Genomic DNA, 13,272 nt, shown 5'->3' on the forward strand with positions numbered 1-13,272 from the left:
TTATACAGGTAACTTGGATATTTTTCGCTAGTTCTTGCACCCATAGGTATGTTCAATATGCTGGATGCGCATGGTTGTTTATTTACGTAATTTGATTACGGGCTTACTGTTCAAAACCCAAGTGGCGCACCCATTACTTCATATTGGTGATTGCTTCAAATTTTACATATTCATCATCAATAAATACTCTTACATATTCCGCGGTATTTTGCTTTGTAAGTTTTTATATATAAGTTTTTACCTCACTAGAATTTGATGGTTCTTCAAATAATGATAATCGGACTGCATTTCCATCGTTTCCAATTAAAAATTGCACATCATTTTCTGTGCGATAGATGATATAGCAATGATTTTGATTTTTATTAATTAATTGTAGCCTAAGTTCGGGTTGTATGTATTTATCAACTTTTCTCGGCAACTCATCTAGTTTACTTACATTAACTGTTGATATTTTTACACATCCACTCAGTAAAAACACGACAAAAGTGAATAACACCCATTTTCTCATTTCACTTCTCCTTTATGAAGATGCCTACTCTTAATAGAATCATAAAGAGTAAGTGTAGCCTCTCGTTTACATCTAAAAATATTCTTTTAATCGCTTCGTAGCAGAATGAACAGTTAGTCGATGATAAGCAATTAATTTATTTTTATAAATAACGCCGTATACCCCATATGGAGTAGGGGAAAGTCTTAACAATTCTTCTCTACTTTTGATATCAATTACCTGTGCATCCAATCCTAGTTTCTTTGCTCCATCTACAACATTATCAGCTGCGATAGAAAGGAAAGGGCATTGTTTTGTTCGGATAATTGTTAGCTCTGTAAAAGGCTTTAAACGTTCATCCCAGTCATTCGGAAAATACGGATTTTGAGCATCAGTAAGTTTATAAACAAGTAATTCAAAATGATACGGTGCATTGTCCATTTCAACAAAATTATTTTTTATAAAGACATCTTTACTAGGGGTCCAAGATGTGTCAGGGTTTGTTATCACAATGACACCATCTTTTTGTTGCTGCTTAGCATCCTCGATACATTTGTTAATTAGCTGTGTAGCATATCCTTTGCCGGTAATATTCACCCATAAGCAATGAATTACTAAATAATTTTCTCCATCTACAACTCGCGAACTATACTCAATTGGGGCGTATTCAATAAATCCAGCCTGTTTGTCATTCTCCATAATTTTTATATACTGTAAACCTTCATTAAATCTTTCTATTAACCAATCGCTTTTATTTATGTAACCTTCAGATTTCGGTTTGCTTCGGAGGCAATAACAACCTTCTTCGTGTGAATTTTTATTATCTACATGTACTATTTCAACCGTTCCCAAATAATTTCTCTCCTTTAATATGTATCTACTCGTATGTATGTTCGATAAATAGAGTGCAAATCCTTCTAATGTTAAAAATTTGTATAGTAATTATTTGAAATAAGGGTAAAAATGGTATTATTGAAAGAGGTATAAAGGAGAGGTCTATATGATATTTGTTTTCGATTTAGACGGTACGATTTGTTTTAAAGGTCGTCCATTAACAGAAGAAATTTGCGCGGCATTGGATATGTGTACTATCCATGGGCATGAGGTTGTTTTTGCTTCGGCTAGGCCGATTCGCGATATGCTACCCGTACTACCAAAACGTTATTATCACTATCGAATGGTAGGGGGAAACGGAGCATTTACATTTGTCAAAGGTGATGTTCAATTACAATCCTTTTCAGAGCAAACGATTGCAGAGTTAAAAACAATAATAGAAAAATATAACCTGCAATATTTAATAGATAGTGATTGGGATTATAGCTTTACAGGTGAAGAAAGCCATCCGATTTATCAAAATCTAGATCCTTTAAAAACAGCCACTAATAAACCATTAACAGAACTACATTCGATTTCAAAAGCAGTTTTATTTACTAATAATGAAGAAATCAAAGAACACCTGAAAAAGTTACCAGTTACATTGTATGAGCATGGAGATGAAGGTTTGATCGATATTAGTCCGCAAAATGTCCATAAAGTAGCTGGCTTGCAAAGACTAGGGATTGAACCCAATACATATATCGCGTTTGGCAATGACCAAAATGATCAGGAATTATTTCAACATGCACATTATAGTGTGTGTGTCGGAAATCATGACGTTGCGCAGTTTGCAAACGAACAAATAATGGTTGAAGATGTACCACAACGAATTAAACAATTAGCTAAGAAGTTTTCATAGTTGGTAATGCGTTTAAAGCACTGTTGATAGCTTTGTCATATTCACCCAATGTTTGCATTAATTTTTTGTGAAAGGGTACAAATTGACATTAAAAAAAGAGTTTTTTCTGTATAGAGGATTGGATTTAATAAATATTTCACATAGTTTTTGACTTCGATAAATTGTAACGGGATAGGGGACGAAATGATGAAAAGATTAGTTATTATGACTGTAGGTAAAACGCATAGTGGAAAAACGACTTTTGCAATAGAGTTAGAAAAACAACTAAGTAACTCATTTGTAATGGATCAAGATAACCAAGCTGAATTCATTAATACTTTCTACAATAAATTACAACCTAAAACAGGTCCTAATACACTTAAACATTCTTTATCACAATTAATTGTAGATCACGCAATAAAAAATACAGATTTACATTTAATTATTAGCAATTCGAACCGCAGTCGAAAAAGTCGATTAAATTTACTTGAGACATTGTTTAATAAAAATCAGTTTATTCGTATTCTTGTTCATTTTGATATTCCTGATGAAATACTACGAGCTAGAGTAACTATGAGCGAACGTAGCACGAATATTTTTAGAGGAGCATACTCAAATTTTGAGCAAGTTCTTGAAAAGCAGCAGATTGAATCACTTCATGAAGATGTAGTTGACCCAGTAGAGGGCGAAGTAGACTATTTATTTGTTATTAAAGACAATAATGAAGCTAATTTTGTTATTCAAAAAATTATACATATTGCGGATAGGGCTTATTAATAGTTCATCACCAAAAGTCATGGATGACATTATTTTTAAAGCATTATTGCTTAGAGTGGTGCCAGCGTGACTCTTTAGGGATTAGCGTTAAATATGAACAAAGGCTAGGATCTTCACATAGTGTGACAACGCCTTCGTGACCAACATCATGTTGGCCTCAGCCGCAACGGAAATCAGCCTCAAGTTATGGTGAAGTAGCTTATCAAAACTTAAAAAGAATATTTCTATCTTGGATTATAAAGGAGCAAATTCAATTGGACAAATTATTCCAACAAGCAGTGGAGTTACGGAAAAGTGGTAAAGTAAAAGAAGCACTCAATATTTTTAAAGAACTATTGGACGACCACCCATATCATGCAGAAGTCCATTATCAATATGCTTGGTGTTGTGACCTTTTAGGTGAAGAAAGTAGTGCTGTACCATACTATGAAAAAGCAATAGCACTTGGATTAACGGATGAAAGTTTGAAAGGGGCAATGTTAGGTTTAGGTAGTACTTTTCGCACTTTAGGTAAATATGAGCAATCGAAAAAAATATTAGAACAAGCAATTGATCATTTTCCAGATCAAATCCAATTTCAAGTGTTTTACGCTATGACACTTTATAATGTACAAGAGCATACAAAGGCAATGAACTTGTTATTAAAATGTATAACAAATACAACTCAAGACGAAGAAATCCTAGCTTATAAAAACGCAATTAATTTTTATGCAGATAAGCTTGATCAAGTTTGGGATTAAAAAATAAAGCAGACAAACTTTTTAATAGGTTCGTCTGCTTTTTATCATTCAGAAGAACTTATGTTCGTTTTTTAGTGCACTTAAAATAGAAAGGTTTTTCCTTTGGTTTCCATACTCCTTTACATTTGGAGAGATTGTTCGTTCACCCGTAATTCATAATTTTGTTAGCCAATATGCTCCGGAAAATGCAAGAGGGCAATACATGGCCGCATCAAGATTACAATTTACTATTGGCAGATTTTTTGCACACATAACAATTTATTTAGCAGCATTTACTACACCGATTATAGATTTTAGTTTTATTTTAAGTTGTGCGTTAATTAGTTTAATACTATATTTAATTGATTTTAAAACAAATACAGTGCCAAAAAACAGTTATTAGCAGAATGGGGTACGTAATTAAAGGCATTCAAATCGATTCAAATACCTTTTATTTTAATAACTGATCTATATGAGCAATTTTTTATTGATATTTGTTTATAGACTAATTAACTAAAATTGTTGATTGGAGTGGAGCTAGCGTGACTCCTTGGGGATTAGCGTTAAATATGAACAAAGGCTAGGATCGTCACATCATGTGACAACGCCTTCGTGACCAACGTCCTGTTGGCCCTAGACCCCGCAACGCAGTGAGGAGGCTCATCGGACGCCCCCAGGGATTTTGGAACGAAGGCTAAAGTCGTCACATCGTGTGACAACGCCTTCATGACCAACATCATGTTGTCCTCAGCCGCAACGGAAATCAAACCAGCTAGAACAAAATCATCAAAATCTAAGCTTTGATACACAGAATACAATCGAACGTTTAACATAAGTGGAACAGAAAAATAGTAGTAAAGAAATGAAGAGTGAGAATGGAATACTAAAAGCTACTGGAAGTTCAACACCATTCCAAATGGTCATTTTTATTTGGTCGATACCGAGAGTTCTTAAAAAGCCTGCAATTATGGACAAGAGCGCACAAAAGAGTACCCCTGTATATAAAACGGATAAAACTAAAATGCTTAGGGAACAAAAAAAGGCGAAAATAATCTTTAAAACTTTCATTCCTTTTCCCTCCGAATAATATGTTGCACCTTCGCATTTGGCGAAATTGTATAGCTATCTGTGTAATAAAGCGTTTGTATAATACATTTATCTCCTATAATTACTTCATCTCCGTCTATACACTCTGCAATTGTAAAAGAAATGTTTAGCTTTTTCCCTTTAATATGTTTACATTTCAGCCTTTTATAAAAAATAGAGAAAGATAATTTATCTTTTTTGACAAATAAACTGTCAGCAAACAGCTCATCAATTATACTTTCACCAGACATAGTTAAATGAAAATGTTGTGCTTGAATTTTTGAAGCGTTCACTATACCATTTGCGTTTATTTCCCCTGCTTGTAAACTCTGTTCAATTGTAATTTTTCCTGAGCTATTCAAAGTTGTTATTTGCCCATCTCTTATTAATAAATTTCCCGTATTATTAATCTCATTAATTTGACAATTATCTTTCAATTTACATGTACCTGATGTTTTTAAAAATTGAGCTACAACATTTGAATAGAAAGAGCTGTATCCATGTATAGAAATTTTTTGTAAATGAAGTTCTTGGTGTATTGCAACAGATCCACGAATATTTAGTTGTTCTATGTTTCTCGCAATGTCTTTAATTTTTCCGCTATTAACGGTAATGCTTCGCGAATTTTGAATTAGTTCATGTTTCAAAATTAGTCACCTCAATTTAATTTTAAAAAATATATATTTTAAAAATTAAAATATATATTAATTAAACTTATTTTTGTGCCTTTTGTCAATAATTAACTGAAAATAAAAAAAGGATTTCATTTTCATGAAATCCTAAAAAATATTTTTCATTAACTGATTAACATTAAATAATACTTCTGCTATTTCTGTAAGTTTTTCTTGTGGGAATTTCAAAAATATTTCTTGAACTTGAACTTCACCTTTATCCGTTAATTTCATTTTCACTACACGACGGTCATCGTCTTCTCTAATTCGATGTACTAAATTTAATTTTTCGAGTTTATCACACATCGATGTTACCGCTCCAGGTGTAACACTGAAAAATTCAGCTATTTCAGTTGGTTTCATACCTCTATTAATTTTTAGCTGAATGAGAAGAATGAGCTGGTTTTGAGATAACGATTCTCCTTCAGAGAGTAAGTTGACAAACATTTTTGATTTATGCTGTATTTCAAGCATTTCTTTCATAATAATTTCTACATAGTTTGTATTTGACATATAATCACAGCCTAATTATTATTTACTAATTAAAATTTATAGTAAGTATATAATTTATTTTACTTTCTGCCAACATTACTACATTCTTTTGAGTTTATTACTTATTTGGTGTTGAAAATAATTTGGAATTTTGTTACTATTTCCGAAACACTATGAAGAGAAGAGTAGGTTTAGGAAGTTTCTTAACAGAGAGCTTGAATTGGTGAAAGCAAGCAGAAAAGCCTATACTGAAGCAAGTCTTGGAGTGGTATGTCGGATTGAATTTGATGACATGACGGGAGCTCCCGTTATAGAGCAGCAGTATAAGCATACAATTGCCGTACTGATAAAGGCTATAGCGGTAATGCTATAGTGAAATAGGGTGGCACCACGTTTCGTTCATTTACGAATCCGTCCCTAAGATAAAACATCTTAGGGAGGGGTTTTTTTGTATATAAAGAAAACCGATTTAAAAAGCAATGAAGTACTATTGTTAAGTAGTATTTGGGTTTCAAATATAGGTGAATGGATTTATTTTATTGCACTAAATTTAATAGTGTTGCAACTGACAGGCTCTGCTATTGCCGTTAGTGTCCTATATGTATTACCCTATATCGCTACAATAATAACAAATAGCTGGGCCGGTAGTTATATTGATCGCTGCAACCAAAAACAATTAATGATTATTCTTGATATAGCGCGAGCCATATTCATCTTTTTAATGGCTCAGTTCTCTTCTGTTATTGTGATTTACTTATTTAGCTTTATCATTCAAATGATGAACAGTATTTTTCAAACAACTTCTTTTGCTTGTACAACTCATATTGTTGTAGCCGAGAAACAGCAAAGATTCAATGCTTTGAAAAGCTTTGTGCAATCTTCTGGTTTTGTTATAGGTCCAAGTGTAGCTGGGTTACTTTTTCTTATTGGTAGTCCCAGTAAGGCGATGTATGTAAATGGGATTGCTCTTGTATTGTCTGCTTTTCTTTTGAGCTTTGTACAGTATGCTTTTAAATCAAATTTAGTTAAAGTAAAAATAAATTCTGAGACAATTAAGGAAGATTGGAGCGCTGTTTACAAGTTTGCGAAAAATAATCGTTTTACTATATTTGTGTATGGATTTGTTAGTACAACAGTGGTCCTAATGGTTGCACTTGATTCACTTGAAGCAGCATTTTCAACTCAAACACTTGGTTTAACGGAAGAGCGTTATGGTTTATTAGTAAGCATTGCTGGTTTAGGTGTCATTTTCGGATCCATCATTAATGCAAAAATGAGTTATAAGTGGTTAGATACAAGTTTAATTCAATACGGCTCTATTTTCACAGCGATAGGCTATGTCATTTATGCATTTGCAACAGATTTTTCTTTTGCGGCAATTGGTTTCTTTGTTTTAACATTTACACAAGCATTTGTGAATGTAGGCTTTTTAACGTTTAGACAAAAGCAAATTCCGAAAAGTATGCTCGGAAGAGTGGTTAGTGTTTGTTCATTTTTCGAAGCATTTGTTGGTGTTATTTGTATAGTCATTGTTGGGATTTTAACAATTTCTTATTCTTTAAGAATTTTAGTTGTAGGAATAAGTATCATTTATGTGCTTTCGAGTTTTGGCTATTTAATAGTTTGTAAAATAGTAAAAGTAAAGGTTGTTTAGTTTCGGATAGGGGGAGTAGGAAATGGATACTGATTTGCTCAAAACATTTATTGTAGCAGCACAAAGGCAAAACTTTCGTGAAACGGCTGAGCAGCTAATGATGACACAGCCTGCCGTAACAAAGCAAATAAGAAAACTAGAAGCGCTATTAAATTTACAGCTATTTGATCGAGTACAGCAGCGTATCCATTTAAATGCCAATGGACATTACTTCTTACCGAGAGCTCAAAAAATGGTTCAGTTGGAAAATGAAATCACGGAGCAATTAAGGGCGTTTCAAATAGGCTATACCGAAAAAGTTACACTAGGTGTTGCACCGCAAATTGCCAATTCCACATTACCTTTAATAGTGAAAAAGTTTAATAAGCTTCATCCTGATATTAAGATAGAAATTGAAATCTTACCGTCGAATGAAATAGGAGAGGCGGTGTTTAGGCAGTATATTGATATTGGAATTTCGAAGGTTCCTTCAACAAGAGAGTTAATCTCGATTATCATTGCCAATGAACCCGTTATGCTTGTTGCTGCACGACCTTTCGATAAGGGAAATTACGATGTTTTAATTAAAACATCGCCGATTTATACACATTCATTTTCACCGTATTGGGAAAAGGTGGAGCAGCATTTGCCAAAAGAGTGCAAAATAGAGCGATTAAATCAAACAGAGGTTATTAAAAATTTTATTAAACAAGGCATGGGCATTGCGTTTTTACCGAAAAGTGTTGTGCGGACCGAAGTACAGAGGGGAGAACTTTTTGCTCAAGTTCCTCCAATTCAAGGAGAAATTCAGTCTGCAACATACATGCATACAAAATATACGTGTGCTTTATTTGAGCAGTTCACAGACATATGTATAGAGATTTATAGTCTAGGTTAACGTGTGAATTCAGTTCTTACGGGCGAAATTGTGGTTCCCATGGGCGAAATCGAGGTTCTCACGGGCGAAATTGTGGTTGCCATGAGCGCAATCAAGGTTCCCACGGGCGAATCATGACTTTCGGCAGGGGAGGTATTAAGAATTTGTGCGAATTCAAGCTCACCTAGTTTACATTCCTACCTAAATCATCACACATCACCGAAAAGCCCTTGCTACAACACAAACTACTCTAAGTACAGTGAGGAATGGTCTACGGTAATATGAGATTTGTAGAAATCGATAGTTTTATTACCGAATATATGCAAAAAAAGCAGCTTCGAAAATGATGAAGCTGCTTTTAGCGAGTTATTTAATCGCAATGAAACGAATCCGCCAGTAATCCGCGATCCAAGTATTATCTTTATACAATCGCGGTCGTAGTATATTTTCACATTCTGTATAAAGTGCTTCTTTTTCCTCACTTGATAGGTTATTAAGCATATTATTGGAAAACATATCAAGCCAATTGCGAATGCCATCTTCACCAATTAACGGTGTTGGTCGTTCATAATGATCGATTGCAATTATTTCAAAACCTGCATTTTCTAGTAGTTCGGTCATTTCTTTCTTTGTTGGAAAAACCCAAGGAAATAACTCTTGTTTATAAGGTATGGCTAAACGTTCAGCGGCACCCTGTATAGCATTAATAATCGATTGAATATTTTTAGCACCGCCTAATTCCGCGACGAAACGCCCACCAGGCAACAACGCATCATAACAATTTTGGATGACAGCTTGTTGATTTTTCATCCAGTGTATAGCAGCATTTGAAAAAACGGCATCAAACTGTGCAGGGAAAGAAAAGCTCTCACCATCCTGCACGGAAAATGCGATAGTAGGATATTTTTCTTTTGCTATTTCAATCATCGAACCGGCAGCATCTATGCCAGTTACGGTTGCCCCAGATTTAGCAATGTCATTTGCTAAATCTCCTGTCCCGCAACCAACATCAAGCACTTTCTCACCTTGTTGTGGCTTCAAAAGAGTAACAAGGCTCTCTCCAAAAGTTGATACAAAATTATGCTTTTCATCGTATAGTGTAGCGTTCCATTGAGTCATTTTATGCAGCTCCTTTTTCTTAGTAAAATAAGCGTATCACGAGCTGCAGTTTCAATCTAATAATGATTATTAGGTTAGTTGATTCTGAATGGTTATTAATATTCGAGCAAATTACATAAATAGATTTTTTCTACAAGTGAATCCTTATGTAGTAAACAGCGAAACATTGGTCTTTTTTCTCACAATTATGATTTACATCACGGTAAGAGCATTTTAAATTGCATATTTATTTTTGCTACGTTGAATAATCTTTGTTTATCCAGAGACCTTTTCCTTCATTATCAAACTGGTCGTAATGCTAACGACTAGTATCATTATGATAGATAGTAATAGTGTTCTAGTAGATAATAACAGTCCACCAAGTAAAATAACTGAAGAGTCTATTATGAAAATTAAAATTCCGACATTTATGCCTGTTTTATCACTTAGAAACTGGGCGATAAGATCGGTACCACCTGTACTTGTTTTAAATCGTAACATTAAACCAATCCCGCAACCTATAAAAATACCCCCAAAAATGGAGCTATAAATTGCATCAATATGAATAAAAGAACGAATAGGCTTCAATAAATCAATTAATAAAGAAGAAATAATTAACCCATGCAAGCTATTGAAGAAATAAGCTCGATATTTAAACCATGCAATAATAAAAATAGGCATACTTAAAATAATGATCATAAGTCCGATTTTTAAGTTGTACAAATAATGCAAAATTAGCGCTAACCCAACAATCCCGCCGTCTAATATTTCATAGGGCGTTAAAAATAAATTAATCCCTAAAGAAATAAAGATACTACCAATAATGATAACTAAGCCTTTCGTTAGAAAATACATACAACCTCCCAATAATACTGGACATGTATTTATCGTATGTGAAAAATGAACTGAACATGTTAATGGATACATGTTAAGGTGAACTATGTTTATAGCTGTTTTATTATGCTGAAGTTGTTAATAATGTTAGGATATAACATCATTTTTTAGCAGTCATATAACCAAATATTAATATTCGGGCTCGGAAATATAAAAAAACCGCACCAGTACGATGCGGTTTAATGAAAGAGTATGGAATTAGAAACCCTACTTACCAAATTAGTTCTAAAAAAATTATGCTTTTGAAGGGATTGCTTGTGCCGCCATTTGTTCGTCAAATTCATTTTCTGATTTTGAAACTACGACACATGCTACACTGTTACCGATTAAATTTGTTACTGCACGTGCTTCAGACATGAAGCGGTCAACCCCAATTAGTAGTGCGATTCCTTCAACAGGTACCATAGGGAAAGCCGCAAGTGTTGCCGCAAGTGTTATGAAACCTGAACCAGTAACACCAGCTGCTCCTTTTGATGTAATCATTAGTACGCCTAGAAGTGTAATGATTTGAATCAATGTTAAATCAATCCCGTAAGCTTGCGCAATGAACAGGGCTGCCATAGATAAGTAGATTGATGTACCATCTAGGTTGAATGAGTATCCAGTTGGCACTACTAAACCTACTACTTGCTTAGAGCACCCATAGTTTTCTAATTTACGCATAATTGATGGTAGTGCGGATTCGGATGAAGATGTACCAATTACTAGAAAAATCTCATCTTTAATATAACCGATGAATTTGAAAATATTGAATCCGAAGTATTTTGCAATTGAACCTAAAACGAATACTATAAATAAAAACATCGTGATATATACTGCGCCCATTAATAAACCAAGTGATTTTAATGAGCCTAAGCCAAAGTTACCGATTGTATATGCCATCGCTCCGAATGCACCAATTGGTGAAATACGCATTACCATACTAACGATTTTAAAGAAAATTTCTGAAACTTGCTCAAAGAATGTAATAACTGGCTTTGCTCTTTCTCCAAGAGAGGCAGCTGCTAAACCAAATAATACAGCAGAGAATAATACTGGTAATAAATCACCGTTAGCTAGTGCGCCTACTACATTGTCTGGAATAATATTGAAAATGAAAGCACCTAAGCCTTGATCTGATTCCTCAGCGGCAGCAGTATATTTCGAAATATCTGCTTCCTCAGCTTTTGATGTATCAATGCCTGAACCAGCGTTAACTAGAAGCGCTACAGTGATGCCAATTGCAAGGGCAATTGTTGATACGATCTCGAAATAAAGTAATGCTTTCCCACCGATTTTACCAACCTTTTTCATATCACCCATGCTGCCTATACCAACAGCGACAGTTAAGAAGATAATAGGTGCAATTAACATTTTGATTAATTTGATGAATAAGTCTGCTAATATTTTTAGGCTTGCTCCAAATTCTGGGAAAATAGCTCCTACGATAATACCTAGAATAATGGCAATAATAACTTGAACTGTGAGATTTTTAAGTAGTTTCATATTCCGTTCTCCTTGTGTTATATGTTTTGGTATCGCTTTCACAAAACATATACTAGCAAAGAATTTTCAGAAAAGGATGTTTTGTTTTTAAAGGATTTAACGTTCTTTTCGTTAATTATTCGAAGAGAAATTTAGGGAATGTTAATATATCAATGGTTACGCCTGTTATAATACTGATATAGAATTATTTATTTTTGTACTATAACAAATAAAAAAGACAATCAATTTTGATTGATTGTCTAGTTTTGTTCTTTTTGTTCATTTATTTGTTATTTTGAACTTCTAAATCATTAAGCAATAGCTTCATATATTTTTTATATCTTTGTGCGTATACGTCATAAATAGGGCGTACAGCTTGTTGCCATTTGAGGGTTTCTTCTTCATTCATAGTATAGAGAGAAACCTCTTTATTGTTTTCGAGCTTGTGTAAGTTTTCTTCGTTTAACTCAATAGCTAATTCGTGCTGCCACTCAGACATTTCAGCAAGTGAGTCTGTAATTATTTGCTGTGTTTCGGTATCTAATTCCTCCCAAAATCCTTCATTTATCATAACTGCGTAGGATAAAATCCCGTGATTAGATAGTGTGATATTAGCATGAGTTTTATGATATCCTTTTGAGAATAAGTTTGAAATTGTATTTTCCTGAGCGGCGATTTGCATTGAATCCAGCTCTTCATAAATGTCAGTAAAAGGAGTGGTGATAGGGATCGCATGCATAATTTCATATTGCTGCTTTAACATATTACTCGGCATTGTGCGGATACGTAAGCCTTCGAAATCTTCAATGTTAACAATAGGTGTATTGGCAGCAATTTGTTTGAAGCCACTGCTCCAAAATGTTAAACCTTTAATATGTAAAGAGTCGAGTTCTTCTAGGAGAGATTCACTTAGTTGGCCTGTCAGAGCAGCTGCCACTTGTTCATCATCTTTGAATAAGAACGGTAAATCAAAAAGCTGCCAAGAAGGTAACTTATTCGTCATATTGGAAATAGAAGGGGCTATCATTTGAACATTTCCGTTTTGTAACGCCTCTAATTCGTTCGAGTCATTATATAAAACGCCATTTGGATGGATGTAAACAATTACTTTCCCACCACTTTTTTTGTTTACAAGTTCTGCAAAACGAGTTGCAGCAAGTCCCTTAGGTGTGTTTTCAGCGACAACATGGCTAAAGTTAATAACCACTTGCTCGTCTAATCCGGCTTGCTCGTCGTCATAGGGAAGTGACTCAGGTTGAAAAATATTTTGACGATACGCAAGAATACCTATTAAGATAATGAAGGCTGAAATAACACCAAAAATAAAATTACGCAAGAAAATCACCAAATTTCAAATTGT

The 13,272-nt window shown here is 34.0% G+C and carries 15 protein-coding genes and 1 other annotated feature; of the genes, 6 read left to right on the forward strand and 9 right to left on the reverse strand.

The window, feature by feature from the left end; all coding sequences use genetic code 11:
• Positions 1–223: 223 nt before the first annotated feature.
• Positions 224–508 (reverse strand): hypothetical protein, encoded by a 285-nt coding sequence (locus AAFN87_RS02515; protein ID WP_347789407.1) that lies wholly within the window; start codon positions 506–508, stop codon positions 224–226.
• A 72-nt stretch (positions 509–580) separates the two neighbouring features.
• On the reverse strand, positions 581–1,339 hold the full coding sequence (locus AAFN87_RS02520; protein WP_347789408.1) for a GNAT family N-acetyltransferase: 759 nt from the start codon (positions 1,337–1,339) through the stop codon (positions 581–583).
• Between the two features lie 148 nt (positions 1,340–1,487).
• Between AAFN87_RS02520 and AAFN87_RS02525 the strand changes: the two genes are divergently transcribed.
• The 4 genes from AAFN87_RS02525 to AAFN87_RS02540 all read left to right on the forward strand — a co-directional run bounded on the left by AAFN87_RS02525 (position 1,488) and on the right by AAFN87_RS02540 (position 4,100).
• Entirely contained in the window at positions 1,488–2,222 is a 735-nt protein-coding gene (locus AAFN87_RS02525) for an HAD-IIB family hydrolase (RefSeq protein ID WP_347789409.1), read from the forward strand.
• Positions 2,223–2,408: 186 nt separating this feature from the next.
• The gene (locus AAFN87_RS02530; RefSeq protein WP_347789949.1) at positions 2,409–2,978 is read left to right on the forward strand and encodes an AAA family ATPase; all 570 of its coding nucleotides are present in this window, start codon (positions 2,409–2,411) and stop codon (positions 2,976–2,978) included.
• A gap of 254 nt (positions 2,979–3,232) precedes the next feature.
• Entirely contained in the window at positions 3,233–3,718 is a 486-nt protein-coding gene (locus AAFN87_RS02535; protein WP_347789410.1) for a tetratricopeptide repeat protein, read from the forward strand.
• A 202-nt stretch (positions 3,719–3,920) separates the two neighbouring features.
• Positions 3,921–4,100 (forward strand): hypothetical protein, encoded by a 180-nt coding sequence (locus AAFN87_RS02540; RefSeq protein WP_347789411.1) that lies wholly within the window; start codon positions 3,921–3,923, stop codon positions 4,098–4,100.
• Between the two features lie 383 nt (positions 4,101–4,483).
• On the opposite strand, the gene AAFN87_RS02545 is transcribed toward AAFN87_RS02540, so the two are convergent.
• From AAFN87_RS02545 to AAFN87_RS02555, 3 genes are all read right to left on the reverse strand, one after another.
• The gene (locus AAFN87_RS02545; RefSeq protein ID WP_347789412.1) at positions 4,484–4,765 is read right to left on the reverse strand and encodes a hypothetical protein; all 282 of its coding nucleotides are present in this window, start codon (positions 4,763–4,765) and stop codon (positions 4,484–4,486) included.
• Complete coding sequence (locus tag AAFN87_RS02550) at positions 4,762–5,430, reverse strand: hypothetical protein (RefSeq protein WP_347789413.1); 669 nt, start codon at positions 5,428–5,430, stop codon at positions 4,762–4,764. Before AAFN87_RS02550 ends, AAFN87_RS02545 begins: the two co-directional genes overlap by 4 nt.
• A gap of 132 nt (positions 5,431–5,562) precedes the next feature.
• A complete protein-coding gene (locus AAFN87_RS02555) occupies positions 5,563–5,967 on the reverse strand; it encodes a MarR family transcriptional regulator (protein WP_347789414.1) in 405 nt (134 codons plus the stop codon).
• A 143-nt stretch (positions 5,968–6,110) separates the two neighbouring features.
• Positions 6,111–6,368: a binding site (T-box leader), on the forward strand.
• A 26-nt stretch (positions 6,369–6,394) separates the two neighbouring features.
• Here AAFN87_RS02555 and AAFN87_RS02560 point away from each other — a divergent pair.
• Positions 6,395–7,600: an MFS transporter gene (locus AAFN87_RS02560; RefSeq protein ID WP_347789415.1), complete on the forward strand. Its 1,206-nt coding sequence runs from the start codon at positions 6,395–6,397 to the stop codon at positions 7,598–7,600.
• 22 nt (positions 7,601–7,622) lie between these two features.
• Positions 7,623–8,477 (forward strand): LysR family transcriptional regulator, encoded by an 855-nt coding sequence (locus tag AAFN87_RS02565; RefSeq protein WP_347789416.1) that lies wholly within the window; start codon positions 7,623–7,625, stop codon positions 8,475–8,477.
• Positions 8,478–8,822: 345 nt separating this feature from the next.
• Here the strand turns inward: AAFN87_RS02565 and AAFN87_RS02570 are convergent, their stop codons facing one another.
• From AAFN87_RS02570 to AAFN87_RS02585, 4 genes are all read right to left on the reverse strand, one after another.
• Positions 8,823–9,575, reverse strand: a complete 753-nt coding sequence (locus tag AAFN87_RS02570; RefSeq protein WP_347789417.1) for a class I SAM-dependent methyltransferase — start codon at positions 9,573–9,575, stop codon at positions 8,823–8,825.
• Between the two features lie 255 nt (positions 9,576–9,830).
• Positions 9,831–10,409, reverse strand: coding sequence for a YitT family protein (locus AAFN87_RS02575; RefSeq protein ID WP_347789418.1), 579 nt, complete (start codon positions 10,407–10,409; stop codon positions 9,831–9,833).
• A gap of 273 nt (positions 10,410–10,682) precedes the next feature.
• Positions 10,683–11,933: a C4-dicarboxylate transporter DctA gene (dctA, locus tag AAFN87_RS02580; RefSeq protein ID WP_347789419.1), complete on the reverse strand. Its 1,251-nt coding sequence runs from the start codon at positions 11,931–11,933 to the stop codon at positions 10,683–10,685.
• Between the two features lie 262 nt (positions 11,934–12,195).
• Positions 12,196–13,248, reverse strand: a complete 1,053-nt coding sequence (locus tag AAFN87_RS02585; RefSeq protein ID WP_347789420.1) for a DctP family TRAP transporter solute-binding subunit — start codon at positions 13,246–13,248, stop codon at positions 12,196–12,198.
• Positions 13,249–13,272 lie beyond the last annotated feature (24 nt).

It is taken from the genome of Solibacillus sp. CAU 1738 (genome assembly GCF_039888725.1).
Classification (GTDB): Bacteria; Bacillota; Bacilli; order Bacillales_A; family Planococcaceae; genus Metasolibacillus.

Bases quoted from the DNA above. Each gene is read 5' to 3' on its own strand.
- AAFN87_RS02565 (WP_347789416.1), top strand. From the start codon at position 7,623: ATGGATACTGATTTGCTCAAAACATTTATTGTAGCAGCACAAAGGCAA.
- AAFN87_RS02545 (WP_347789412.1), bottom strand. From the start codon at position 4,765: ATGAAAGTTTTAAAGATTATTTTCGCCTTTTTTTGTTCCCTAAGCATT.
- AAFN87_RS02515 (WP_347789407.1), bottom strand. From the start codon at position 508: ATGAGAAAATGGGTGTTATTCACTTTTGTCGTGTTTTTACTGAGTGGA.
- AAFN87_RS02530 (WP_347789949.1), top strand. From the start codon at position 2,409: ATGAAAAGATTAGTTATTATGACTGTAGGTAAAACGCATAGTGGAAAA.
- AAFN87_RS02570 (WP_347789417.1), bottom strand. From the start codon at position 9,575: ATGACTCAATGGAACGCTACACTATACGATGAAAAGCATAATTTTGTA.
- AAFN87_RS02525 (WP_347789409.1), top strand. From the start codon at position 1,488: ATGATATTTGTTTTCGATTTAGACGGTACGATTTGTTTTAAAGGTCGT.
- AAFN87_RS02555 (WP_347789414.1), bottom strand. From the start codon at position 5,967: ATGTCAAATACAAACTATGTAGAAATTATTATGAAAGAAATGCTTGAA.
- AAFN87_RS02575 (WP_347789418.1), bottom strand. From the start codon at position 10,409: ATGTATTTTCTAACGAAAGGCTTAGTTATCATTATTGGTAGTATCTTT.
- AAFN87_RS02540 (WP_347789411.1), top strand. From the start codon at position 3,921: ATGGCCGCATCAAGATTACAATTTACTATTGGCAGATTTTTTGCACAC.
- dctA (WP_347789419.1), bottom strand. From the start codon at position 11,933: ATGAAACTACTTAAAAATCTCACAGTTCAAGTTATTATTGCCATTATT.